The following is a 25474-nucleotide window of genomic DNA, read 5'->3' on the forward strand; positions in this document are numbered from 1 at the left end:
ACAGTATTAATCACGTGCATCGTTACCCTGATTGTCGGGTTTCTCGCGCTGAATTTCATGCCCAGTGAAAAACAGATCGAGCGACAACTTACCAGGCAATACGACACCCACGACCCGCAGATGCGCCGCTCGCTCGGCGTCCTGCTCGGTCCTCCCATCCTCGAAGGCAACAAGATCGAGGTGCTGGTCAATGGCGACGCGATCTTCCCGGCCATGCTGGAAGCGATCCGCCAGGCCGAAAAAACGATCACCTTCGAGACCTACATCTACTGGTCCGAATCGATCGGACGCGAATTCTCGGATGCGCTGATCGAGCGTGCACGCGCCGGCGTGAAGGTCCACCTGATGCTCGATTTCCTGGGCAGCATGAAGATGGAAGACACGCTCATCAAGGAGATGAAGGATGCCGGCGTGCTCCTGCAGCGCTACCACAAGCCGGTCTGGTGGAAGCTGGCGCGCCTGAACAACCGCACCCACCGCAAGCTGCTGGTGGTGGACGGCAAGGTCGGCTTCACCGGCGGGGTCGGCATCGCCGACCAGTGGCGCGGCAACGCCCAGGACGAAGACCACTGGCGCGACAACCACTATCGCGTGGAAGGTCCGGTGGTCGGCCAGATCCAGGCCGTGTTTACCGACAACTGGACCAAGGCGACCGGCGTGGTACTCGACGGACCCAATTATTTCCCGCCCCTGAAGCCGGAAGGCGACAAGCCGGCCCAGATGTTCTCCAGTTCGCCCACCGGCGGCAGCGAGAGCATGCACCTGATGTACCTGATGGCGATCACCGCGGCCAGCAAGACGATCGACCTGTCGGCCGCCTACTTCGTGCCGGACGACCTGACCATCCGCACCCTGATCGCGGCCGCCAAGCGCGGCGTGCGGGTGCGCATCATCACGCCGGGCAAGATCATCGATTCCGACCTGGTCAAGGCCGCCTCGCGCGAACGCTGGCCGGAACTGCTGGCGGCCGGGGTCCAGATCGCCGAGTACAACCCGACGATGTACCACGTGAAGGCGCTGGTGGTCGATTCGCTGCTGGTCTCGGTGGGCTCGACCAACTTCGACAACCGCTCCTTCAGCCTGAACGACGAAGCCAATTTGAACATCATGGACGAAGCCTTCGCCCGGCGCCACGAACAATTGTTCGAGGCCGACTGGCAGCGCTCGACCCGGGTCACGCCGGCCAGCTTCGCGCGCCGTCCGTGGTGGCAACGGGTCAGTACGGCGGTGGTTTCGCTGGTTGGAAAACAGCTGTAAAGATCGAACGGGGGAAATTTTTCTCTAGGTAAACATTCGATTTTTCGCGTAGAAATACTGGTTGACGATATGTATGGGGTTACGGATACTCTTGGATGCTCCGCGGAGCCCAAGAGTTCCCACTTCCCTATAGATAGACGCGAATGAAAAAGACCCTCCTCTCGCTGGCCATCCTGACCAGCTTCGCCGCACACGCGGACGAAGGCATGTGGATGCCGCAGCAGCTGCCACAAGTAGCCAAGCAACTGAAAGCCGCCGGCCTCAAGCTGGATCCGTCCACCCTGACCAAGCTGACCGAGTTCCCGATGGGCGCGATCGTCAGCCTGGGCGGCTGCTCGGCCTCCTTCGTCTCGCCGCAAGGCCTGGTCGTGACCAACCACCACTGCGTGTACAATAGCATCGCGGTCAACTCGACCCCGGAACGCGACCTGCTGGCCAACGGCTTCCTGGCCAAGACCCTGGGCGAAGAGCTGCCGGCCGCGCCGGGCAGCCGCGTCTACGTGACCGAGGAAGTGGCCAACGTCACCAACCAGATCATCACGCCGGACGTCGCCAAGCTGAACGGCAAGGCACGCATCGACGCCATCGAGAAGAACCAGAAGAAACTGGTGGCCGAATGCGAACAGGCGGCCGGCTACCGCTGCACCGTGGCCAGCTTCTACGGCGGCCTCGAGTTCTACCGCCTGAAGCAGCTCGAAATCCGCGACGTGCGCCTGGTGCACGCACCGCCAGCCGGCGTCGGCAAGTTCGGCGGCGACACCGACAACTGGATGTGGCCGCGCCACACGGGCGACTATGGCTTCTACCGCGCCTACGTGAGCAAGGACGGCAAGGCCGCCGAGTTCTCGAAGGACAACGTGCCTTACCAGCCGAAGCACGTGCTGAAGATCGCCGATCCGGGCGCCAGCGCCAAGGAAGGCGACTTCGTGATGGTGCTGGGCTACCCGGGCCGCACCAACCGCCACCGCCTGCCGTCGGAAGTCGAATCGACCTTCACCTGGAACTACCCGGCCTTCGTTGCGGCATCGGGCGAGACCCTGGCGATCATCGAGCGCGAGACCAAGAACGATCCGGCCGCCAAGCTCAAGTACGCCGGCCAGGTCGCGGGCGTCAACAACTACTACAAGAACCGCAAGGGCATGCTGACCTCGTACGCGAACAGCGATTTCCTGCAGCGTAAGACGGCCGAACACAATGCCATGAAGGCCTGGGTCAACGCCAACCCGGCCCGCAAGGCGCAGTATGCCGCCGACATCGAGCAGGCCGAGAAGCTGATCGCCGAGCGCGACGCCAGCGCCAAGAAAGGCTTCTACCTGTCGTACGCCCAGCCGAAGTTCCTGTCCTCGGCCCGTTCGCTGTACCGCCTGGCCAACGAACGCACCAAGCCGGACGCCGAGCGCAAGTCGGGCTTCCAGGAACGCGACATGCCGCGCTGGAATTCGGTCATCGCCGGCCAGGACCGCACCTACGACGAAAAGGTCGATAAGGCGCTGGTGCTGAACTTCCTGAGCAAGTACAACGCGCAGCCGGCCAACGAGCATGACGCCGCCTTTGATGCCGCCCTCGGCATCAAGCCGGGCATGAGCGACGCCGAACTGAAGGCCGCGCTCGACCGCATCTACACCGGCTCGAAGCTGGCCAGCAAGGAAGAGCGCAGCGCATGGCTGAACAAGTCGCCGGCCGAATTCAAGGCCTCGAACGACAGCTTCATCAAGGCCGCGGTGGCGATGTATGACGCAGGCCTGAAGGAAGAAGCCGAGGAAGAAGAACGCGCCGGCAAGATCCAGCAAGCCTATGGCAACTACATGCGCGCCAAGATCGCCTACATGAACAGCCGTGGCCAGGCCGTCTATCCGGACGCCAACGGCACCCTGCGCGTCACCTTCGGCAAGGTGATGGGCCGTGACGTCGGCGCCGACGGCACCGAAGGCTGGACCGCGTTCACGACCCCGAAAGGCATCGTCGCCAAGCACACCGGCGAAGGCGAGTTCAATGCACCGGCAGCCCAGCTGGCGGCGATCCAGGCCAAGGACTTCGGCAAGTACGTCGATCCGAAGCTGAAGACCGTGCCGGTCAACTACCTGGCGACCCTGGACATCACCGGCGGCAACTCGGGTTCGGCCGCGCTGAACTCGAAGGGCGAGCTGATCGGCCTGGCCTTCGACGGCACCCTGGATTCGATCATCTCGGACTGGGACTTCAACAAGGCCATGACCCGCTCGATCCAGGTCGACAGCCGCTACATGCTGTGGAACATGAAGCATGTGGACAAGGCCGACAACCTGCTGAAGGAAATGGGCGTGCAATAAGCACCTACCGCTTCACCCGCGGCGCCTTCGGGCGCCGTTTTTCGTTGGGCGGGCGGTTTTCGCGGCCGGCAACGCATCCTTCCTAAACGTGCCAGGCTGCCGGCATGGCGCTAGTGCTCCTTCCATCCCTCTCGACAGGAGCACACATGAAGAAGGCATGGCTGTTCATCGGCGCGCTGCTGGCATCGGTTGGCGCCCTGGCGCAGGAAAGCGGCGAATCGTACGCGAAGGCGCGCGCCATCTTCGAAGACTTGCACCGCATCGGCGCGCCGACCGGCGTGCAGGACGCGTACAAGACCCGCATCGGCGGTGTCGACCTGAAGGCGCGCTACGGCAAGCGCAAGCTGATCCTGATGGGCCACAGCTGGGGCACCATGGATTTTTCAAACGTGAGGCGCTTCCCGATCCCGGTCGTGATGTTCCTGGGCCGGCACGACTACACGACGCCGGCCGCGCCCACAAGCGGAGCGCTCGGCCCACATGATTCCGTGGGAAGCGCCGGGCAAGCTGCTGGTCAGCCTGCTCGAGGTGATGGCGCCCCTGGCGCGATGATCGCGTCCAGCTCGGCCGCGACCTGCTGCGCCAGCTGGTGGATGTGGAAGCCGTCCACGAAGCCGTGGTGGGCCTGCACCGAGAACGGCAGCTCCAGGCGGCCATGCGGGGCGTCGCGGTACCTGCCCCAGGCGAAGGATGGGATGTCCGGCTGCGCCAGCGAAGCGCTCGGATGCTGGATCGCCGTGAAGGCGAGCCAGGGAATGCAGGTCACGAACACCTGCTCCTTCGCCTGCAGCGGCGTGCGCGCCGCGTATTCCATGTTCAGGGCTTCCATCCGGCTGGCCACCTCGCGCGCCGCAATGCCGCGCGCGACGAATTCGCGCAGGTCGTCGCTCCAGTCGAACTGGGCGAAGTTCAGGTCATGGTGCTGGTTGGTCACCGTGAAGGAGGGGATCAGGCGCTCGATGCGGATCACCTCGCCGTCCAGCACGCGGTAGCGGAAGTTGTCCACCTTCAGTACCGCGCGCAGCACCGCGCACAGCAGCACGTGGAAAGGCGCCAGGCCCTGCTCCCGGCACCAGGGCCGGAAGTCCGGCAGCGCGAGCGGGAAGCAGATGTTGACCGCCGCGCTGTCCATCGCATCGAACAGCGCGAAGCGGTCGCGCCGGCGCTCGAAGGCTTGCATCTACTGGGGCTTGTTCAGGCGGCTGTGGCGCACGCTGTACAGGAAGTAGGTGGCCACGGCCACGCCCATCCAGATGAAGAACACGCGGAAGGTGGCCGGCGACAGGTCCTTCATGATGTACAGGCAGGCACACACCGACAGCCCCGGGATCACGTAGGGACCGAAGGGCACGCGGAAGTGGCCCGGTTCGCCGCGGCCCTGCTTGGCGCGGATCACCGGCACCGCGATCGAGACCACGATGAAGGCGGTCAGCGTGCCCATGCTCACCATGTCCCACAGGAAGGTGGCGTCCACCAGGCCGGCCACCATGGCCACCACGAGGCAGACGATGATGGTGTTGCTGACCGGGGCCTGGGTGCGCTTGTTGACCTTCTGGAAGGTCTTCGGGATCAGGCCGTCGCGGCTGATCGCGTACAGGATGCGCGTCTGGCCATAGATCGTCACCAGGGTCACCGAGAACACCGAGACCACCGCGCCCGCCGACAGCACCAGCGCCGGCCAGGCCTTGCCGGTCACGTTCTGCAGGATCACCGACAGGCCGGCTTCCTGGCCCGCGAACATGCGGGCCGGCTGGGCGCCCACTGCCGCCACCGCCACCAGCAGGTAGAACACGGTCACGATCAGCAGCGCCGTCAGGATCCCGATCGGCACGTTGCGGCGCGGGTTGTTCACTTCTTCGCCGGCGGTGGCGATGGTGTCCAGGCCGATGAAGGAGAAGAACACGGTGCCGGCAGCGGCGGTCACGCCGGCCATGCCGACGTAGCCGCTGTCCGGGTCGGGGCTGAAGAAGGGCGTGAAGTTGGCGGCGTCGAAGCCGGTGAAGGCGATGATGGCGAAGAACACCAGGATCGCCAGCTTGACCAGCACCATGATGGCATTGGTGGTGGCCGACTCCCTGGTGCCGCGGATCAGCAGGATGCAGCACATGGCGATCAGGATCACCGGCGGCAGGTTGAAGTTGCCGGGACTGAAGTGGACGTTATGGTGGCTTGATACGAACATCGGCGAGCGCAGGTGGGCCGGAATCTCCCAGCCGAAGGCGTTCATCAGGAAGTTGTTCAGGTAGTCGGACCAGCCGATCGCCACCGCGCTGCCGGCCAGGCCGTATTCGAGCAGCAGGCAGGCGGCCACGATGAAGGCGGCGAACTCGCCCACGGTGGCGTAGGCGAAGGAATACGAGGAACCGGCGGCCGGCACCCGGCCCGCCAGTTCGGCGTAGCACAGCGCGGTCAGGCCGGCGGTCAGCGCGGCCAGCAGGAAGGACAGGATCACGGCCGGGCCGGCCTTCGGCACCGCTTCCACCATCGTGAAGAAGATGCCGGTACCGATGGTGGCCCCGACCCCGATCATGGTCAGCGGGAACAGGCCGAGAGAACGCTGCAGGCCGCCGCCGCTCGCGTCGTCATGGTGGCGTTCAGCCTGTTCAGCCTGTTTAGTACGGATCAGCTTTTGGCCCAGGGTCAGATTCACGGCAGGTCCTTTGGTTGTCTCACGTCGGCACTCTTAATAAAGCACCAATCAAACCAGCGATTATAGGGGTTTTGTATCAGCCCAATAAATTTGTTTGATTAAAGATGCATTGTGGCAGTATCTTTTGGTAGAATGCGCGTGTCCGCACTGCATTGCCCTTGCCAGTCCGGACCATTTTTTTGGCCTTAAACATGTATAAGTAATGCATCATTAAAGGAAATCACCATGATCTCGAGCGCTTCCCGCCCCTACATCGACGCTTCCGTTCCCGTCCTGCGCGAGCACGGCCTGGCCATCACCACCACCTTCTACCGCAGCATGTTCGACGCCCATCCGGAGCTGAAAAACCTGTTTAACATGGGGAACCAGGCCAGCGGCGTGCAGCAGCAGTCACTGGCCTCGGCGGTGTTCGCCTATGCCGCCAACATCGGCAATGCCGCGGCCCTGGGTCCGGTGGTGAGCCGCATCGTGCACAAGCATGCCGCAGTGGGCATCCGTGCCGACCACTATCCGATCGTCGGCCACCACCTGCTGGGCGCGATCAAGACCGTGCTGGGCGATGCCGCCACCGAGCCGCTGCTCAAGGCGTGGGAAGAAGCCTATACCTCCCTGGCGCGCCTCCTGATCGATGCGGAAGCGAAGATGTACGAGCAAGCCGGGGTGCAGCCGGGCGAGACGCGCGCGATGCGCGTAACCGAAGTCGCGCGCGAGAGTGACAAGGTGGTGTCGATCCGCTTCGTTCCGCTGGACGGCGGCGCCCTGCCGCCCTTCAAGGCTGGCCAGTACCTGAGCGTGGCGGTCGATTTCAACGATGGCCGCCGCCAGCTGCGCCAGTACAGCCTGTCGGACGCGCCCGGCAAGGACAGCCTGCGCATTTCCGTCAAGCGCGAGGATGGCGGCGCGCATCCGGCCGGCGCCGTGTCGACCTGGCTGCACGACAACGTGAACGTGGGCGACGTGCTGAACGTGATCCACCCCTTCGGCGACTTCCTGCCGGACACCGAGTCGAACGAGCCGGTGGTGCTGCTCTCGGCCGGCGTCGGCATCACGCCGATGGTCTCCGCCCTGAACCGCATCGCGATGGTCAATCCGGAGCGCCGCGTGATCTTCGCCCACGCCGCCCGCAACCCGGCCCAGCATGCGCACCAGCGTGACATCGCCGCCGCGAAGGCGCGCATGCCGCACCTGCACGTGGTGACGTTCTACGAAGAGACGGAAACGGAAGGCGCCCTGAAGGGCAGGATGGAACTGGCGCGCCTGCCCTCCTGGCCGCGCACCGAGACCGACGTGTACCTGTGCGGTCCGCTGCCCTTCATGCAGGCGCAATGGAATGCGCTGCTGGCGGCCGGCGCACCGGCCAGCCGCCTGCACCGCGAAGTGTTCGGGCCGGACCTGCTGGACAACCTGCTCTGATTTTTCGTAGGGTGGGCAGGTCCCCTGCCCACGCGGTCGACGATCGCCAGCACGGCTGCGAAAGAGCACGATTTACGTATCATCGCGTGGGCGGGAATCGAGTCCCCCGCCCACGCTACCAACATCAATCCAGCAGCTGCACGTTACGGCCGGTAACGCTGCGCTGCGCCGGGTGCCCATACACCTGGATTCCGCCCGAGCCGCCGCCGTGCGCCACCAGCGACTGCTTCACGGTGGCGCGGATCCCGCCCGAACCGTCCGCCGCCAGGTCGGCATCCTGGGTCGCCAGCGCAGCCAGGTCGAGGCTGCCCGAACCGGCCACGCGCGCATTCAACGAACGCACGGCGCCGCCGGCCTGCAGCACGCCGGAACCGGCGACACTCACGCGCGCATAGTCGCCGCGGATGGCGCCGATGTGCATGCGGCCCGAGCCCGCCAGGCCGAGGTCGGCGCTGGCGCTGCTCAGCGCAGCCGCATCGAGCACGCCCGAGCCACTGACGCGCGCATGCAGGCTGTCCACCTTGCCCGAGAGGGCGACCGTCCCGGAACCGCTCTTGCGCACGTCCAGCGGCGCGCCGGCCAGCTCGCGTACCGCGACCTGGCCCGAGCCGGAGGCGCGCACTGCGCTCAGGCGCGGGGTCGTGTACACCACGCGTACCGGGGTCTTGCTGCGCAGCTGGCGGTCGTAGGCGATCTTCAGCGTATTGCCCCGGCCTTCGGTGCGGATATAGGGCAGCAGGTTGGCGTCGGCTTCGACCAGCAGCGAAGGCGCCGGACCGACGCGCACCTCGACCTGCAGCGGGCCGCTCACTTCCAGTTCGCCATGCGCCGCCACCTGGCGCTGGTCGCGCGCCGCGATGCCGTCGCCCTCGACGGCGCCGTCGCTGAACACCGAGTACATGCGCGCATCGCCCTCGCCGGGCGTCACGATGATGGCACAGCCGCCCAGCGTGGAGGCAAGGGCGGCAAGGGAAGCAAGGGCAAGGAGCTTGCGCATGACGGGATTCCTTCAGGTGGTTGTCGATTCACCCACTCTAGCAAGCCCCCTCTCCTGCCGCCCCTGCCATGCGACAGGATGCAGGAAACACCGGCTGAGTTGCGGCTGGGTTGCGGCTGCACACCGCCGCCGGCACCGCTCAGCCGGTGCGCGTGGCGGCGAACAGGGTCTTGTATTCGCGCGGCTGCGAGCGCCAGTACTGGGGCGGCGCGAACACCTGCGCGCCCAGTTCGGCCGCTGCATGCCAGGGCCAGCGCGGGTCGTACAGCATGGCGCGCGCCAGGCCGATCACATCCGCCTGGCCCTGCTGCAGGATGCTTTCCGCCTGCTGCGCCTCCGTGATCAGGCCCACGCCGATGGTCGGCATGCCGGTCGCCTGCTTGATGCGCTGCGCGAAATCGACCTGGTAGCCGGGCTTGAGCGGGATGTCCTGCAGCGGCGACAGGCCGCCGGTCGAGACGTGGATGAAGTCGCAGCCGCGCGCCTTCAGCGCCTGGGCGAAGCGCAGGCTCTGTTCGATTTCCCAGCCGCCCTCGACCCAGTCGGTGGCCGAGATGCGCACGCCCACCGCCATCGCGCGCGGCACGGCGGCGCGCACCGCCTCGACTACATCGAGCGGGAAGCGCATCCGGTTGTCCAGGGAGCCGCCGTAACCGTCACCGCGGCTGTTCGACAGCGGCGACAGGAACTGGTGCATCAGGTAGCCGTGGGCGGCATGCAGCTCGATGCCGTCCAGGCCCAGCGCATGCGCGCGCCGCGCCGCGTCGACGAAACCGGCCTTGATGCGCGCCAGCCCGTCCTCGTCGAGCGCCAACGGCGCCACTTCGCCGTCCGCATGGGCCAGCGGCGAAGGCGCCACGGTCTGCCAGCCGCGCGGCTGGTCCGGCCGTATCTGGGCGCCGCCCGCCCACGGGACCTCGGTCGAGGCCTTGCGGCCGGCGTGGGCCAGCTGGACCGCGATCTTGATCGGGGAGTGCCGGCGCATGGCGCGGATGACCGGCGCCAGCGCTTCCTGGTGGGCATCGGTCCACAGGCCGAGGTCTTCCGGGGAGATGCGCCCCTCGGGCGTGACGGCGGTCGCTTCGATGATGAGCAGGCCGGCGCCGGACAGCGCCAGGTTCCCCAGGTGGATCATGTGCCAGTCGGTCGGCAGGCCGAGGACGGCCGAGTACTGGCACATCGGCGCGATGGCGATGCGGTTCGACAGTTGCAGGGGACCCAGGGTGACTGGGGAGAAAAGCATGCTGCTCATGACACCTCCGCTTGGGGCAAAGGTTTCAGTCTAGCGTGGCGCCGGGTTCCATGCTGCGAGCTTGCCTGGCAAAAAAAAGAGGAGGCAGTGCCTCCCCTTGTCCGTATGCTCAGCCGATACGCGTGACCATCAGCCCCGCGCGCAGGCCGACCCGCACATCCGGATTCGGGAACACGACCAGTTCCTCGTCATGCTCCACGCGGTACACGGTGTCGCCATCGGTCGCGATCACCTCGCCTTTCTTCATCGGCGTGAAGTTCCAGGTCTCGCGTCCGACCGACATCGTGAAGGCCTCCGACAGCTTGATCACCTGGCGCGCCGTCGCGAACACGTGCGGCGCCGCCTTGGCTTGAATAGCGGGCAGGCCGCGCAGCAGCCGGTCCAGTGCCGCCGAGGCGTCAGCGAACTGCGCCAGGTCGTTCTGTCCCAGCGTCCCGACCCGGCCCAGCTCCACGGTGGTGCCGGCCGCGCCATGATGCTCGCTCGAGTAGTAGCTGTAGGTGCCGACCGACTTCGGGTTCATGATGACGGCACCGATCGCGGCCTGGCCGAGCCAGCCGAGCAGCGCCTGGCGCGGCGTGTCGGGGATGAGCTCGGGCACGATCGCGAACATCGGATAGTGCGAGGGCCTGATCGCCGTGTGCAGGTCGAGGTGCCAGCGCTGCGGCCCCGCACCTTCGAAGAAGGCGCAGGTGGCGGCGACCAGCGCATCGGCCCGCGCCGACTCCGCGGTACCGGCCAGCGGCCCGCGGTCCGCACGGAACATGCGGTTCAGGTCCGCGTCGATGAAGCGCTGGCCGCGGGCGATGGCATCGATGTTCCCGACGCACAGCATCAGGTCCACCGCCAGCGCTTGCGGGGTGCGCGACAGCGCTTCGACGAGCCAGGCCACCATCTCGATCGGTCCGGTCTCGTCGCCATGCACGCCCACCGACACCAGCACGCTCGGGCGCTGCGCATGCGCAGCGCCTTTCACGGTCAGGATGCCGGGAGCCGGCAACGCGACCGCGAAGCCAGCCTCCGCGAAGCGCTGCGCGACCGCACCGAAGTCGCCCTCGGCCAGCACGCGCACCGCTTCCGGCAGCGCAGGGTTTGCGGCGCTGCTCATCGGCTTAGGCAGCCAGGCGGTCCGGGCTCGAACCTTCCGACAACGCCCAGACGTCCAGCATGGCCTGCTCCAGCTCGACCGGCTGCGCGAAGCCATTCAGGGCGCGCGCCTCGGTGACCTGCTTGACGGCCGCCAGCGGATCGCCGCCGGCGCCGGCACGCTCGATCACCTGCAGCAGCAGGCGCTGCTGGGTGCGGCGCAGGGCCTGCATCGCATAGTTGCGCAGCTGTTCCTGGGCCTTGCTCTGGGCCGGCAGTTTCAGGCCGCGCTCGAGCGTGTCGATGCCGGCCTGCTGGCGCAGGGCCATGCCGACCTGCAGGAACTGGGCCAGGCTCATGCCGCTTGGACGCTGCACCGACACCGCCGCGAACAGGAAGGTGGCCAGCGACTCGATGGTCTCGACCGCCTTCCAGGCCGCGGTGAAGGAGGCCGGCAGGCCGGTGTGGCCGTCGGCTTCCGAACGGGTCGGGGTCAGGCTGCGCAGCTGGTCGGCCTGGCCGAACAGCGTCGACAGCTCGGCCATGCCGTCGGTGCCGGACGGCAGCGAGAGCACGCCTTCGATCACGGCGCGCAGCAGCGCACGGGTGCGCATGTCGACCGCCATCGAGACGTCGCGCGGCACGCTCAGGGCATCGGCGTCGAGCGCGTCGAACACCGGCGCCAGGTGCAGCGCCGACCAGGCGCGCGCCCAGGCCTTGACCACCTCGGTCTCGTCCACGCGGTGCTCGGCAGCCAGGTCGCGCAGCATCAGCGGACCGCAGCGGTTCACCGCCTCGTTGGCCAGCACGGTGGCCAGGATGGCGTTGGCCAGCGGGTGGTTCAGCGGGTTGCGGGTGGCGACCATTTGCGCCGGGAAGTAGGGGCGCAGCAGCGATTCGGCCCACGATTCCTCGACCAGCGGCAGCGCCAGCAGGGTGCGCTTGAAGCGGTTCTTGACGTTGGCGATGACCACCGCCAGTTCCGGCGTCGTCAAGCCCTGGCCCAGCGCCTTGCGGCGGGCCAGTTCGGCGTCGGTCGGCAGCTGTTCCAGTTCGCGGTTGACCGCGCCTTCCGATTCCAGGTTGGTGATCAAGGCCGCGTAGCCGTCCACCACGGAAGCGGTGGACTGCGCCTGCGCTTCGCGGGTCAGGAGGCGGGTCTGCTGCCTGTTGTCGCGCAGGACCAGCTCTTCCACGGCGCCGGTCATCTCGTTCAGGATGCGGTTGCGGTCCGCTTCCGGCAGCTCGCCCGCGTTGACTTCGGTATCCAGCCAGATCTTGATGTTGACTTCGTGGTCGGAGCAATCCACGCCTGCCGAGTTGTCGATCGCATCGGTGAAGATGCGGCCGCCCGCCAGGGCGAATTCGATACGGCCGGCCTGGGTGGCGCCCAGGTTGCCGCCCTCGGCCACCACCTTGCAGCGCAGTTCGTTGCCGTTGACGCGGATGCGGTCGTTGGCGCGGTCCTTCACCTGGGCGTGGGTCTCGTGCGAGGCCTTGATGTAGGTGCCGATGCCGCCGTTGTAGAACAGATCCACCGGCGCCAGCAGGATGCGGTGCATCAGCTCTTCCGGCGACAGCGAAGTCTCTTCGATGCCGAGCGCCGCGCGTACTTCAGGACTCAGGTCGATCGAGCGGCTGCTCCTCGGGTACACGCCGCCGCCCTGCGAGATCAGCGACTTGTCGTAGTCTTCCCACGAGGAGCGCGGCAGCGCGAACATGCGCTCGCGTTCCTTGAACGAGACCTCGGTGTCCGGGTTCGGGTCCAGGAAGATGTGGCGGTGGTCGAAGGCGGCCACCAGCTTGAGCTGGCGCGACAGCAGCACGCCGTTGCCGAACACGTCGCCCGACATGTCGCCCACGCCGACCATGGTCACCGGAGTGGTGTTCATGTCGTGGCCCAGTTCGTAGAAGTGGCGCTTCACCGCCTCGAAGGCGCCCTTGGCGGTGATGCCCATCTTCTTGTGGTCATAGCCGTTCGAGCCGCCCGAAGCAAAAGCGTCGCCCAGCCAGAAGCCGCGCTTGACGGCGATGCTGTTGGCGATGTCCGAGAAGGTCGCGGTGCCCTTGTCGGCGGCCACCACCAGGTACGGATCGTCCTGGTCGTGGCGCACGGTGTTGTCCGGCGGGACGATCGCGCCACGCACGCGGTTGTCGGTCACTTCCAGCAGGCTGGCGATGAATTCGCGGTAGCAGGCTTCGCCCTCGGCCGCCACGACTTCGCGCGGGGCGTTGGCCGGCATCTGCTTGCACACGAAGCCGCCCTTCGAGCCGGCCGGCACGATGACCGCGTTCTTGACCATCTGCGCCTTCACCAGGCCCAGCACCTCGGTGCGGTAGTCTTCCATGCGGTCCGACCAGCGCAGGCCGCCGCGCGCGACCGGGCCGCCGCGCAGGTGCACGCCTTCGAAGCGGCGCGAGAACACGTAGATCTCGCGGTACGGACGCGGCTCCGGCGCCAGCGCCAGGTTGCTGGTGTCGACCTTGAAGATGATCTTCTCGCCGCTGTTCTGGAAGTAGTTGGTGCGCACGGTGGCCAGGGCTAGGTCGACCAGGGACGCCATGATTTCCTCGGTGTCGGCATGGTTCACGGCCGACAGGCCAGCCTTCAGGGCGGCCAGCTTGGCGGTGCCGCCGGCATGCTCGGACTCGCCCAGCGCCGGATCGAAGCGCTGGATGAAGCCGGTGACGAATTCCTTCACCAGGGCCGGCTGGGTGCGCAGGGTTTCCGCCATGTAGCGCACCGAGAACTTCGAGCCCAGCTGGCGCCAGTAGCTGATATAGGCGCGCACCAGCTGCACTTCGCGCATCGACAGGCCGCCTTCGATGGTCAGGCCGTTCATGCGGCCGTCTTCGGCTTCGTTGTTGAACAGCGCGGTGAACAGTTCCTCGGCCACCGGTGCGATGCCGGCCTTGACCAGCTTGGCGCCGCTCTCGTCGTCCACCGCCAGCGCGGTGACATTGCGGCGCACGCCGTCGGCGCCGGTGAAGGACCAGGTCTGCTCGCGGTCGACCGCGATGCCGGCGTTCTGCAGGGCCGGCAGGATGCGCGACAGCGACGGCACGGTATCGCCCGAATACAGGCGGATCGAGGCGTCGCGCGCGGCGTTGGTCTCGCCCACGCCCGGCTCGATGCGCACGCTGACGCGGCCGTCGTGGCCGTTGTTCAGCATCGCCTGCAGGTCGCGGAACGCGATTTCCGGCGCGGTGGCGGTCACGAAGCTGACCGGCAGGTTGGCGCCCAGCTTGCGCAGGCTGCTGCGCCGGGCATGGTCTTCGATGCCGTTGCCGAGGGCGGCGAAGCGGTCATGCCAGCCGTCCAGCACGGCCAGCAGCGGCTGCTGGATGTCGGTTTCCAGGTCGAGCGGATAGCGGGCGGCATGCGCGATCAGGTAGACGCGGGCCAGCGGACCGTCGGCCACCAGGGTCTGCACGCGTACGTCGCGGGCACCCGAGCTGTCTTTCAGGGCGGACGCCAGGCTGGCGGCGACCGCGGCGCTGTAGCGCTCGCGCGGCAGGTAGACCAGCACGTTCAGGTGGCGCGCATACACGTCGCGGCGCGCGAACACCTTCGGGCGCGGCTGCTTGTACAGCGACACGACCGCGGAGCACACCTGGGCCAGCCATTCCGGATCGGCTTCCAGCGCTTCGGTGCGCGGCAGCGACTCGAGGATCTCGACGAACTTCTCGGCACGGAAGCCTTCCTGGCGCACGCCGGCGATCGACAGCACCTTGGCCACGCGGCCGCGCGCGAAGGGCAGGCGCGCCAGCGGAGTCGAGGTGGCGGCGCGGGTGAACAGGCCGACGAAGCAGTGCTCGCCCAGGATGCGGCCCTGGGCATCGGTATTGCGCACGCCGATGAAGTCGAGCGGCTGGTCACGGTGCAGGGTGCCCTCGACGTCGGCCTTGACGATCGACAGGGTGTCGGCGCGGCGCGACAGCGTTTCGAAGTCGCCCGGGATGTTGGCCAGGCAGGTGCCGTAGACCGGGTGCGCGGTGTCGGCGAGCACGCCGATGCGGCTCGGGATGTCGCGTTCCAGTTCGCGCACGCCTTCCTTCACCACGTAGTAGGCGTAGCCGAAGGGCTCGAAGCCTTCGTTCTTGGCCCACTCGAGGAAAGCAGCCACTTCCTGGCCTTCGGCGCCGCCCGACTGGGCGCTTGCCGCCGCCACCGCGGTCATGCGGTCGGCCATCTTGACGGCGTCGCGGTGCACGACGGCGGCATCGTTGGCGACCATGCGAATGCGCGCGGTCAGGGAATCCAGTTCGGAGAATTCGAGCTCGTCGCTCATCAGGACCAGCACGATCGATTCCAGCGGCGCGCCGGCTTCGCCGACGCTGGTGGCCAGGCCGTTCGCGTCACGGCGCACCGGCAGCACGGCGTTCATCACGCCGGAAGCGATCTGGCGCTCCTTGCGCAGGGCCATGACGAAGGAATCGACCAGGTAAGGCATGTCGTCGTTCAGGATCAGCAGCGCGGTGGCCATGCCGCCGCGGCCGTCGGAATATTTCATCTGCGCGATCTGGCAGCCCGCGCCGCTGCGCTGGGCCAGCTGCGAGAAACCTTCCCACAGCACCGGCGCCAGGCTCTCGGGGGCGGTGCCGGCCAGGTCCTCGTCGTCGAGCGATCCGAGCCAGGCGCTGATCAAGGCGCCCACCTGCGGGTTGGCGCCAGCGGCGGCGTGGTTTGCGTTGACCAGCGCGAGCGTCTGGTTGCGCAAATCTTGAGACATGTCTTTCATTTGCTTCTCCAAAGTTTGTGTGCCGGGGCGCGCTGTGGCTTGTGGCTTCGCGCCGCTCCGGCTTTATATGGACGGGGGTGTCCCGTCCGAATTCCGTGCGCGTCCTGACTGCGGGCGCGCCAATCTGCTATTAAAACATGCCCGAGCGGCCTTACGACAGGTCGTACAGGCCGGGCAGGCCCAGGATGCGCTCGAGCTCCTCGAGTGCGGCCACGCATTCCAGCGCCAGCTGCGGATCGGCCAGGTCCTTCGGCTCGATCCGGTCGCGGTAGTGCTTTTCCACCCAGCCGACCAGCAGCCCATAGAGGGTCTCGGTCATGATCACGTTGCCGTGCATGGCGGCCGCTTCTTCCTCGGTCAGCACCACGCGCAGGCGCAGGCAGGCCGGGCCGCCGCCGTTGCGCATGCTCTGGCGCAGGTCGAACTCCAGCAGCTCGTCGATCGGTCCGCCGGCGGCGACCATCCCGGCCAGGTAGCGCGCCACCGCGTCGTTCTCGCGGCATTCGTGCGGCACCACCAGGGCCATGCGGCCGTCCGGCTTGCTGAGCAGCTGGCTGTTGAACAGGTAGCTGGCCACGGCATCGGCCACCGGCACCTGGCCGCCGGCCACGCGCACTGGCAGCAGCTCGCTGCCGACGCTGCCCAGGGCTGCGCGCAAGGCGTCGAGCGTGCCCGCCTCGTCGGCGAAGGCCTGCTCGTGGTAGAACAGCACGTTACCGTTGCCGACCGCGATCACGTCGTTGTGGAACACGCCCTGGTCGATCACGTCCGGGTTCTGCGAGGCGAACACGGTGCGCGCCGGGTCCAGGCCGTGCAGGCGGGCCACGGCCTGCGAGGCTTCCAGGGTCTGGCGCGCCGGGTACTTGCGCGGGGACGGCACCGACGGGTCGAACTCGGCGCGGCCGTACACGAAGAACTCGACGCCGGCGGCGCCATGCGCGGCGGCGAAGCGGGTGTGGTTGGCCGCGCCCTCGTCGCCGAAGGCCGGCACCGGCGGCAGCGCGTCGTGCACCACGAAGCGGCTGCTGTCGCCGAACACGGCGCGCAGCGTGCGCGTGGCCTGCACGTACTCTTCCGAGCGGTGCAGCTTGTTGTTCAGGTTGGCCGGGGTGAAATGCACGCGGCCGTCCTGGGTGTCGCTCGACGGGCTGACGGTGGCGGCGTTGGCGGTCCACATCGGCGCGGCCGAATAGGCGCAGGCCAGGATCACCGGCGCTTCGCGCATCGCCTTGGCCAGCACGTCGGCGTCGGTGCCGGAAAAGCCGATCCGGCGCAGCAGGCGCAGGTTCGGACGCGCCTGCGGCGGCATCACGGCCTGGGCGAAACCGCGCGCGGCCAGGGCACGCATCTTGGCCAGGCCCTGCAGCGCGGCCTGGCGCGGGTTCGAGGCGCTGCGCACATTGCTGAACGAGGCGACGTTGCCGAACGAGAGGCCGGCGTAGTTGTGGGACGGGCCGACCAGGCCGTCGAAGTTGTATTCGCGGGCAGTGCGCATGATCTAGAAGCTCAGTCCCGGCGACAGCTTGGCCGGCAGTTCGAGTTCGGCCGTCTCGATCGAGGCCACCGGATAGGCGCAGTAGTCGGCCGCGTAGTAGGCGCTCGGGCGATGGTTGCCCGACTTGCCGACGCCGCCAAACGGGGCCGAGCTGGCCGCGCCGGTGGTCGGGCGGTTCCAGTTGACGATGCCGGCGCGCGCGCGCACCGAGAAGCGCTTCCACAGTGCCTCGGAGGGCGAGAGCAGCGCCGCCGCCAGGCCGTATTCGGTGGCGTTGGCCACGCGCAGGGCCGCATCGAAGTCCGGCACGCGGATCACCTGCAGCAGCGGGCCGAACCACTCTTCGTCCGGGATGCCCTGGGCATCGGTGGTGTCGACGATGCCGGCGGTGACGAAACCGGCGTTCGGGTCGAGCTGGCGCATCTGCAACAGCACCTTGCCGCCTTTCGCGGCCATGTCGGCCTGGGCCTGCACCAGGCGCGCGGCCACGGCGCTCGACACCACCGGGCCCATGAAGGGCTGCGGCTCCGCCGTCGAAGGGCCGGGCTGCAGGGTCGAGGCGATGTCGACCAGGCGGTCAAGGAAAGCCTGGGCCTGCGGCGTGTCCTGGATGACCAGGCGGCGCGCGCAGGTGCAGCGCTGGCCGGCCGAGATGAAGGCCGACATCACGGTGTGGTGCACGGCGGCGTCGATCGCCTTCGGGTCGTGCGGGATGTCCCACACCACCAGCGGATTGTTGCCGCCCATTTCCAGCGCCAGCATCTTGCCGGTCTGGCCGCCGAACTGGCGGTGCAGGGCCATGCCGGTCTGGCTGCTGCCGGTGAACAGGATGCCGTCGATATCCGGCTGCTGGCCGAGCGCGACGCCGGTGTCGCGGCCGCCGTTGACCAGGTTCAGCACGCCCTTCGGCAGGCCGGCCGCCTCCCACAGCTGCACGGTCTTCAGCGCGGTGCGCGGCGCGTATTCGCTTGGCTTGAACACCACGGTGTTACCGGCGATCAGGGCCGGCACGATGTGGCCGTTCGGCAGATGGCCGGGGAAGTTGTACGGGCCGTACACGGCGAACACGCCGTGCGGGCGGTGGCGCAGCACGGCGGTGCCGTCGGCCACCTTCGCCTCGGTCGCGCCGGTGCGCGCGCCATAGGACTGCAGCGAGATGTCGATCTTGTTGGCCATGGTGGCCACTTCGGTGCGCGCTTCCCACAGGGGCTTGCCGACTTCCTCGGCGATGATGGCGGCCAGCTCCTCGGCATGTTCCTTGAGCAGGTCGCGGAAACGCGCGCAGACGGCGGCGCGTTCTTCCAGCGGCGCCAGCGCCCAGGCTTCGAAGGCGGCGCGTGCCGCATGCGCCGCGCGCGCCACGTCGTCCGGCGTGGACGCATTGCTGGTCCAGGTCTGGCGGCCGGTGGAGGGGTCGATGGTGGCCAGTTCGGGGCCGCTGCCGGCGAGCCACTCGCCGCCGATGTAGTTCGAGAGATTAGGCATTCGCGTTCTTCCTTGTGTTGAGGGGCAGCGTACGGACCTCGTCGCCGGCCTGCACGCGCAGCAGAGACAGTTCCTGGGCCGTCAGCGCGATGTGGGTGGCGCCGGGCACGCCGCGGGTCAGGATCATGCGGAAATCGGCAAGCTTCGTGTTCGACACCAGCAGGTGTTCGGTCTCTTCCTCCTGCGCAGCGCTGGCGGCGCCCTCCGCAGCCGTCGCCAGCACGCTGTCGCGCACCGCGCGCAGCTCGGACACGCGGCCCTGCAGCACCGGGCCGGCGTCGAAGATGTCGACGTAGCCCTCGTAGTGCATGCCTTCCCTTTCCAGCAGCTTGCGCGCCGGGAGGGTCGAGGTATGGACCTTGCCGATCACCTCGCGCGCCGAGGCCGGCAGGTAGTCCACGTACAGCGGCTGGCGCGGCATCAGCTCGGCGATGAAGGATTTCTTCCCGAGCGCGGTGAGGCCGTCGACATGGTCGAAGTCCATCTTGAAGAAGTGGCGTCCCAGGCCTTCGTAGAAAGGCGAGGTGCCATCCTCGGCCTGGAAACCGCGCATCTCGGCGATGATCTTCTCGGTAAACAGGTGCTGGAACTGGGCGATGAACAGGAAGCGGCTTTTTGATAACCACTTGCCGTTGAAGCCGGCACGGAACTGCGGCAGCAGGAACAGCGAGCACAGTTCGGACGAGCCGGTGAGGTCGTTCGACAGGTACAGGGTCTCCATGCGCGTGAACACGTTCAGTTCGCGGCTGCAGTGCACCAGGGTGCCGATGCGGTAGTTGTAGAAGGGTTCGGTGAGTCCAACCGCGCCCTTGATCGCGCACACGCCGGCGATGCTGCCATCCTCGGTGTGCTCGAGCACGAACATGTAGTCGCGCTTCTCGGGCGGGATGCTCTCGCTGAACGAGGCTACCGCGGTCTCGACGCGGTCGCCCAGCATCTTGCGGTCGGGCTTCAGCGTGGTCATGCCGCTGCCGGCCTGGCGCGCCATGTCGATCAGGGCGTCCAGGTCGGTGGTTTTCACTGCACGGATTACGAGCATCGGTTCCTCTCTCAGATGCGCACGCAGGTGACGCTGTCGCCCGGGCTCACGCCCAGCGCCTGCTGGGCCTCGCGCGGCAGGCGGATGGCCTGCGCCGCTTCGACCGGCGGGCAGCTGGCGATGACGGCGCGGAAATTCTGTTCGGTGGTGGCGACCGCATAGGCAACCGGGGCTTCCGCGGACGGCGCGCTGGCGGCGTTTTCCACCTGGCGCAGCTGCGAGGCGCAGAACGAACGCAGCGCCTTGCGGTGCGCCTGCAGGATCGGGCCGCCATCGAAGATGTCGATGTATTCGTCGGCCTCGAAGCCTTCCCCGGTGAGCAGCTGGAAGGCCAGCTGGCCGCTCGGGTGGATCTGGCCCAGCGCGGCCTGGGCGTCGCCCGGCAGCAGCGGCACGTAGACCGGATAGTGCGGCATCAGTTCGACGATCAGGGTGCGGTTGCGGGCGCCGTCGATGACGCGCTCGGCTTCCAGGAAATCCATCTTGAAGAACTTGCGGCCCAGCGCGTTCCAGAACGGCGATTGCCCTTCGCTGTCGGTGACGCCGGCCAGCGGCACGAAGAAGCGGTCGCCGAAGCGCTGCGGCGCCAGCACCGCGTACAGCAGGCGCGCGCGCGACAGCAGGGCCGCTTCCGGGCCGGCGCTGTCGCGGTTGCGGATGTAGAAGCCCGACAGGTGCGAACAGGCGGTGAGCTCGGAGCACAGGGTCAGCGCGTGCACGCTGTGGCTGATGTTCAGGTCGCGCGAGACCTGCTGGATCACGTCGTTGCGAAACGCGAAATAGGTGCCGTTCGAGCCGGCCGAGGCATGGATCGACGACGTGCCGACCACTTCGCGCGTGCGCAAGTCTTCCAGCACGAACTGGTACGACTCCTCGCTCGGGATGTCGACGTGGGCGGCGAACGAGGCGATCGACCGCTCGACCGCCGCGACGATCGCTTCGCGCGTGCGCGGCAGCGTGTGCACGCCGGGAATCGTCACCGCGCCCAGCGCCTCGAGGGCGCCGATATCCGCGCGTTCAACCGGACGAACTACATACATGCGAACTCCCTTTCAACTCAAACGGCAAGGCCGGCCCTGCCCGGAGCGGGCGGACCGGCCGGATGCGAGCGCTGGATCAGCCGGCGATGAAGGCCTCGACGGCCTCGCGCATGACGCGGTCGGCTTCGAGGATCTGCTCGTCCGACACCACCAGGGCCGGCGCCAGGCGCACCACGTCCGGACCCGCGATCAGCAGCATCAGGCCAAGCTTTTCGCAGGCCTTGGTGAAGTCCTTGGCGCGGCCCTTGAAGTCGCCGGTCACCGGCAGGCCGATCAGGAGGCCCAGGCCGCGCGGCTTGCCAAACACCTGCGGATAGTCGCTGGCGAGCTTTTCCAGGTTGGCGAAGACCTTGCCGCTCGCTTCTTTCACGCGCGCCAGGAAGGACGGCTGGTTGATGGTTTCGACCACCTTCAGGGCGACGGTCGCCGCCAGCGGATTGCCGCCGTAGGTGGTGCCATGCGAGCCGACGCCGAAGTGCTGGGCGATCTCGTCGGTGGTGAGCATGGCGCCGATCGGGTAGCCGTTGCCCAGGGCCTTGGCCGAGGTCAGGATGTCCGGGGTGACGCCGGTATCCATGTAGGCGTAGAAGGCGCCGGTGCGGCCCACGCCCGACTGCACTTCGTCGAACACCAGCAGCGCGCCGGTCTGGTCGCACAGTTCGCGCAGTGCGGCCAGGTAGGCTTGGTCGCCCGGGATCACGCCGCCCTCGCCCTGGATCGGCTCGACGATCACGGCGGCCACGTCGTCGGTAATCGCGGCGCGCGCGGCGTCGATGTCGTTGTACGGGATGTGGTTGATTTCCTGCGGCAGCGGCTCGAAGCCTTCGGTGTACTTCGGCTGGCCGCCCACCGACACGGTGAACAGGGTGCGGCCGTGGAAGGACGACAGGCAGGACACGATGCGCGACTTGTGCGCGCCGAACTTGGTGTGCGCGTACTTGCGGGCCAGCTTGAGCGCCGCTTCGTTGGCTTCGGCGCCCGAGTTGCAGAAGAAGGCGCGATCGGCGAAGGTGGCCTCGACCAGGCTGGAAGCCAGGCGCAGCACCGGCTCGTTGGTATAGCCGTTGCCCAGGTGCCAAAGGGTGTTGATCTGCTGGGTCAGCGCATCGACCAGGGCCGGGTTGCAGTGGCCCAGGCTGGAGACGGCGATGCCGGAGGTGAAGTCGAGGTAGCGCTTGCCTTCCTGGTCCCACACTTCCAGGCCCTTGGCGCGCACCGGCACCATGGCGGCCGGGGCGTAGGTCGGGACCAGGACTTCGTCGAAGGTCTGCCGAGTGACAGGCCGCGTGGTGACACCCGAATCAAGCTTTGCGTTCATGGCTTCTTCCTCATCGATAAGCGCTTCGTTAACCGTTCATGCGCGGACCAGGGGCCGCGCAGCTTCGGGCCATTATAGGAACGCATCCCCACAAGTTCTTGCAGAACTGCGACAGGGATTTTCGTTTTTAGTCGAAGAAAGATTGAGGGAATGGCAAGGCGGGGCGTGACCGCTACTGGGCCAGCCGGCGCTGGCGCTCTTCGCGCGGGGTGTTCCCGAACAGGGCGCCGAACGCCGTGGAGAAGTGCGAGCCAGACGAAAAGCCGCACATCAGTCCCACCTGCACGATCGAGTAATTCGTCTCGAGCAGCAGCTTGCGCGCGCGCTGCAGGCGCAGTTCGAGGTAGTAGCGCGAAGGCAGGCTGCCCAGGTACTGCTTGAACAGGCGCTCCAGCTGGCGCCGCGAGATGCCGGCCAGGCCCGCGATCTCGTCGGTGGAGAGCGGCTCCTCGATGTTCGCTTCCATCAGGGCCACGGCCTCGGTCAGCTTCGGCTGCAGCGCGCCGAAGCGGGCCTGCAGGGCTACTCGCTGGCGCTCGTCCTTGCCGCGCACCCGGTCCACGCACAGGGTTTCCTTCACCGAGGCCTGGACCGCAGCGCCGAACAGCAGCTCGACCAGGGTCAGGGCGAAGTCGATGCTGGCCGCGCCGCCGCAGCAGGTGAGGCGGTTGCGGTCGAATTCGTAGAGGTTGGGAGTGAACAGGGCCTGCTCGGCCAGGGCATTGGTGTCCGGGTACAGGGCCCAGGGCAGCGCGGTGCGCACGCCGTGCAGGGCGCCGGCATCGGCCAGCCACAGGACGCCGGCGCCGACCCCGCCCCAATAGGGCGCGGCGCGGCAGCGCTCGACCAGGGCGCGGCAGTTGGCCGGTTTCAAAGCCGCCTCGGCCTCGTCGGCCACCAGCAGCACCAGGTGCCAGTGGCGCTGCGAATCGGCAGCAAACTTGTCGGGACTGCGCACGTCCACGTGCAGCAGGTCGGGGCCGAGCAGCTTGGCCGCCAGGCGCAGCGGCTGGACCAGGCCCGACCAGGTCAGCATGTCCGGCTCGCCCGCGTTCACCAGGAGCACGCGCAGCGGCCGTTCCTGTGCCAGGAGGGACAGGTCAGCAGGCTGCATCGGACGGGGTCGGCGGTGTCATTCGAAAGAGCGGGCATGGCGGCCCGGCGCTAGGCATCGGCCGTAATGATACCGGACTTGCGCGCGGCCTGAAGGATCGCGGCCAGCCGCGGCGGCCAGCTATAATCCTGCCCCATGGGAGAACGATATCTAAAGAGCGTCCGGCTGCTGGCCGAGTGCATGCAGGGCTTCGAGCGTTTTTCCGGCGAGTCGGTACGCCAGCACGGGCTGACCCACGCGCAGTTCGATATCATTGCCACGCTGGGCAATACGGCCGGCATGAGCTACAAGGAACTGGGCGAACGTACCCTGATCACCAAGGGCACCCTGACCGGCGTGATCGAGCGCCTGGAACAGAAAGGCCTGGTGCTGCGCGAACGCAGCAGCGACGACAAGCGTTCGTTCTTCGTCCGCCTGACGCCCGCCGGCGAACGGGTCTTCGGCGAGGTCTTTCCGCAAGTGGTCGCGCATGGCAGGCGCCTGTTCGCGCACTATGGCGACGCCGATTTCGACGTCCTGGAAGCGACGCTGCGCCGGCTGCGCGACCAGATCGCCGCCGGCAGCCTCCCAACCCCTCCAACCCAAGCAAAGGAACAGCCTTGAAAACCTCCCTCATCGAAGGCAAGAAGCCCGCCCACTTCGATAAACACATCACCGGCAACATCCTGCTGGATGTCGCGCCGCTGGACGAAGTGCGCCAGGAAGCCATGCTGATCGGCGTGCGCAACGAAGCCGGCGAGATCTACCGCCTCATCGGCGCCACCAAGCTGAACAGCTTCATGAACGCGAGCGAGGAACTGCTCGACCTCGGCCTGGTGGACGAGCTGCAGGATACCGAGGAACAGAGGGAAGGCTGCGACGCCATCTTCGGCGAGCCCTGAGCGCATTGGCAGGGAAAATAATGCCATACGGCAATTTTTTCCCTATGCATCCGGGTGATGGGGGTATAATTTTCCGATGGACCGACTCTCCGCCCTCAAGAGCATCGCTGCCGAGGCCAGCCGTGGCGAGCTCAGCTTTCCGACGAATGTCGACGCGACGCTGAAGCTGCAGCGCGCGCTGAACGAACCCGACTGCCACACCGATACCGCCGCCCGCCTGGTGCAGGCCGAGCCCCTGCTCGCCGCGCGGACCGTGGCGATCGCCAACTCGGTGGCCTACAAGCGCTCCGGGCACGACGTGACGAATGTGCGTGCGGCGGTGCAACGGGTCGGTTTCCGCACCCTGGGTGCGCTGGCCGCCTCGGTCATCGTGCGCCAGCTGGCGGGGAGAATCAGCCATCCACACCTGCGCGCCCGCGCCGACGCGCTATGGATCCACTCGGCCCATGTGGCCGCGCTGGCCCAGGTGATTGCGCGCCGCGTGTCCTTCGTCGATCCGGAGACGGCGCTGTTCGCCGGCATCGTGCACGAGGTGGGCGGCTTCTACCTGCTGTCGCGCGCTGGCGACTTTCCCGGCCTGATTGCCGAAGAGGGTGATGACGGCGCCGATGACTGGATCGAGCACGGCGAAGTCGCCATCGGCCGCGGCGTGCTGCTCAAGCTGGGGGTGCCGGTGCCCGTGATGGGCGCCATCGAGGCGCTGTGGAACGGCATGCGCGCGCTGCCGCCGGAAACCCTGGGCGACACCTTGCTGCTGGCGAACGACCTGGCCCCCTTTCCTTCTCCCCTGCATACGCGTCCGGGCGCCACCACGCTCGATTCGGCCGCCACCATCGACTTCACGACCGGGGAAGGCACGCTGGCCCAAGTGCTGGCGGAATCGGCCGACGAGGTCAAGAGCCTGACGGCCGCCCTGCTCTGATTTTTTTACCGTCCGGTAAAAAAATGCCCGCTCGAGGGGAGCGGGCAAAGTCCAAAACTAGGGATGTCCTGAAAGAGACGGTTCCACTATAGGACCCGCAAGCGAACGCTTCCGTGCGCTGATTCACACAAATCCAACTATCCCGTAGTCAGGTCGGTGCCACGACCGAATTCCTTATCTTTTGTTTTCTGGAAATACCGTACGTTAAAACAAGACCGGTCAGGACCAGGAATATGCTTTCCGGCTCGGGAATGACGGTAAAGCTCGTCCCACCGGATTCGTTTCCGCTGACAAAATTCGCGGATGCATTTATTTGCCCGCCAGGAACGTTGTCTTGTTGAACAAATCCACCCTGTACTAGGGAAGCGCTGAACAAATAGGTTGTGTGGCCGTTCCGACGTGACAAGACCTGCACCAGACCGGACCGTGGTCGAGATCAGCTATTTTTCGCGCTCCAGCTTGGGCGTCACGCTC

General features: G+C 67.1%; 19 protein-coding genes. 6 read left to right on the top strand and 13 right to left on the bottom strand.

Going from position 1 to position 25474, the window contains the following annotated elements:
- A partial coding sequence (cls, locus tag LCI23_RS16540) for a cardiolipin synthase (RefSeq protein ID WP_224947550.1) occupies nucleotides 1-1257 on the top strand: 1257 nt, incomplete at its 5' end.
- A 143-nt stretch (nucleotides 1258-1400) separates the two neighbouring features.
- On the top strand, nucleotides 1401-3566 hold the full coding sequence (locus LCI23_RS16545) for a S46 family peptidase (protein ID WP_224947551.1): 2166 nt from the start codon (nucleotides 1401-1403) through the stop codon (nucleotides 3564-3566).
- Between the two features lie 514 nt (nucleotides 3567-4080).
- Here the strand turns inward: LCI23_RS16545 and LCI23_RS16550 are convergent.
- Nucleotides 4081-4746, bottom strand: coding sequence for a CatA-like O-acetyltransferase (locus LCI23_RS16550; RefSeq protein WP_224947552.1), 666 nt, complete (start codon nucleotides 4744-4746; stop codon nucleotides 4081-4083).
- Nucleotides 4747-6216 carry an amino acid permease gene (locus LCI23_RS16555; protein WP_224947553.1) on the bottom strand — a complete coding sequence of 490 codons (1470 nt, stop codon included), beginning with the start codon at nucleotides 6214-6216 and terminating at the stop codon, nucleotides 4747-4749.
- A 225-nt stretch (nucleotides 6217-6441) separates the two neighbouring features.
- On the opposite strand from LCI23_RS16555, the gene hmpA reads away from it, so the two are divergent.
- Nucleotides 6442-7629 (top strand): NO-inducible flavohemoprotein, encoded by a 1188-nt coding sequence (hmpA, locus tag LCI23_RS16560; protein ID WP_224947554.1) that lies wholly within the window; start codon nucleotides 6442-6444, stop codon nucleotides 7627-7629.
- A 124-nt stretch (nucleotides 7630-7753) separates the two neighbouring features.
- On the opposite strand, the gene LCI23_RS16565 is transcribed toward hmpA, so the two are convergent.
- The 10 genes from LCI23_RS16565 to LCI23_RS16610 all read right to left on the bottom strand — a co-directional run bounded on the left by LCI23_RS16565 (nucleotide 7754) and on the right by LCI23_RS16610 (nucleotide 23197).
- Complete coding sequence (locus LCI23_RS16565; protein ID WP_224947555.1) at nucleotides 7754-8626, bottom strand: head GIN domain-containing protein; 873 nt, start codon at nucleotides 8624-8626, stop codon at nucleotides 7754-7756.
- A gap of 139 nt (nucleotides 8627-8765) precedes the next feature.
- Complete coding sequence (locus tag LCI23_RS16570; protein WP_224947556.1) at nucleotides 8766-9878, bottom strand: NADH:flavin oxidoreductase/NADH oxidase; 1113 nt, start codon at nucleotides 9876-9878, stop codon at nucleotides 8766-8768.
- 109 nt (nucleotides 9879-9987) lie between these two features.
- A complete protein-coding gene (locus LCI23_RS16575; protein WP_224947557.1) occupies nucleotides 9988-10986 on the bottom strand; it encodes a succinylglutamate desuccinylase in 999 nt (332 codons plus the stop codon).
- A gap of 4 nt (nucleotides 10987-10990) precedes the next feature.
- Entirely contained in the window at nucleotides 10991-15706 is a 4716-nt protein-coding gene (locus tag LCI23_RS16580) for an NAD-glutamate dehydrogenase domain-containing protein (RefSeq protein ID WP_224947558.1), read from the bottom strand.
- Between the two features lie 151 nt (nucleotides 15707-15857).
- Nucleotides 15858-17201 (bottom strand): N-succinylarginine dihydrolase, encoded by a 1344-nt coding sequence (gene astB, locus LCI23_RS16585; protein ID WP_224947559.1) that lies wholly within the window; start codon nucleotides 17199-17201, stop codon nucleotides 15858-15860.
- A gap of 3 nt (nucleotides 17202-17204) precedes the next feature.
- Entirely contained in the window at nucleotides 17205-18686 is a 1482-nt protein-coding gene (astD, locus tag LCI23_RS16590; RefSeq protein WP_224947560.1) for a succinylglutamate-semialdehyde dehydrogenase, read from the bottom strand.
- The gene (gene astA, locus LCI23_RS16595) at nucleotides 18679-19725 is read right to left on the bottom strand and encodes an arginine N-succinyltransferase (protein WP_224947561.1); all 1047 of its coding nucleotides are present in this window, start codon (nucleotides 19723-19725) and stop codon (nucleotides 18679-18681) included. Before astA ends, astD begins: the two co-directional genes overlap by 8 nt.
- An 11-nt stretch (nucleotides 19726-19736) precedes the next feature.
- Complete coding sequence (locus tag LCI23_RS16600; protein WP_224947562.1) at nucleotides 19737-20765, bottom strand: arginine N-succinyltransferase; 1029 nt, start codon at nucleotides 20763-20765, stop codon at nucleotides 19737-19739.
- 76 nt (nucleotides 20766-20841) lie between these two features.
- Nucleotides 20842-22083 carry an acetylornithine/succinylornithine family transaminase gene (gene astC / locus LCI23_RS16605; protein WP_224947563.1) on the bottom strand — a complete coding sequence of 414 codons (1242 nt, stop codon included), beginning with the start codon at nucleotides 22081-22083 and terminating at the stop codon, nucleotides 20842-20844.
- Nucleotides 22084-22255: 172 nt separating this feature from the next.
- Complete coding sequence (locus LCI23_RS16610) at nucleotides 22256-23197, bottom strand: GlxA family transcriptional regulator (RefSeq protein ID WP_224947564.1); 942 nt, start codon at nucleotides 23195-23197, stop codon at nucleotides 22256-22258.
- Between the two features lie 135 nt (nucleotides 23198-23332).
- Here LCI23_RS16610 and LCI23_RS16615 point away from each other — a divergent pair, with 135 nt between their 5' ends.
- From LCI23_RS16615 to LCI23_RS16625, 3 genes are all read left to right on the top strand, one after another.
- Nucleotides 23333-23800, top strand: a complete 468-nt coding sequence (locus tag LCI23_RS16615; RefSeq protein WP_224947565.1) for a MarR family winged helix-turn-helix transcriptional regulator — start codon at nucleotides 23333-23335, stop codon at nucleotides 23798-23800.
- Nucleotides 23797-24078, top strand: a complete 282-nt coding sequence (locus LCI23_RS16620; RefSeq protein ID WP_224947566.1) for a hypothetical protein — start codon at nucleotides 23797-23799, stop codon at nucleotides 24076-24078. Before LCI23_RS16615 ends, LCI23_RS16620 begins: the two co-directional genes overlap by 4 nt.
- Nucleotides 24079-24154: 76 nt before the next feature.
- Nucleotides 24155-25000, top strand: coding sequence for an HDOD domain-containing protein (locus tag LCI23_RS16625; protein WP_224947567.1), 846 nt, complete (start codon nucleotides 24155-24157; stop codon nucleotides 24998-25000).
- A gap of 148 nt (nucleotides 25001-25148) precedes the next feature.
- Here LCI23_RS16625 and LCI23_RS20710 read toward each other — a convergent pair whose 3' ends face one another.
- A complete protein-coding gene (locus tag LCI23_RS20710; RefSeq protein WP_224947568.1) occupies nucleotides 25149-25415 on the bottom strand; it encodes a PEP-CTERM sorting domain-containing protein in 267 nt (88 codons plus the stop codon).
- Nucleotides 25416-25474 lie beyond the last annotated feature (59 nt).

This window comes from Massilia sp. MS-15, from assembly GCF_020176695.1.
GTDB classification, from domain to species: Bacteria; Pseudomonadota; Gammaproteobacteria; order Burkholderiales; family Burkholderiaceae_D; genus Telluria; species Telluria hydrophila.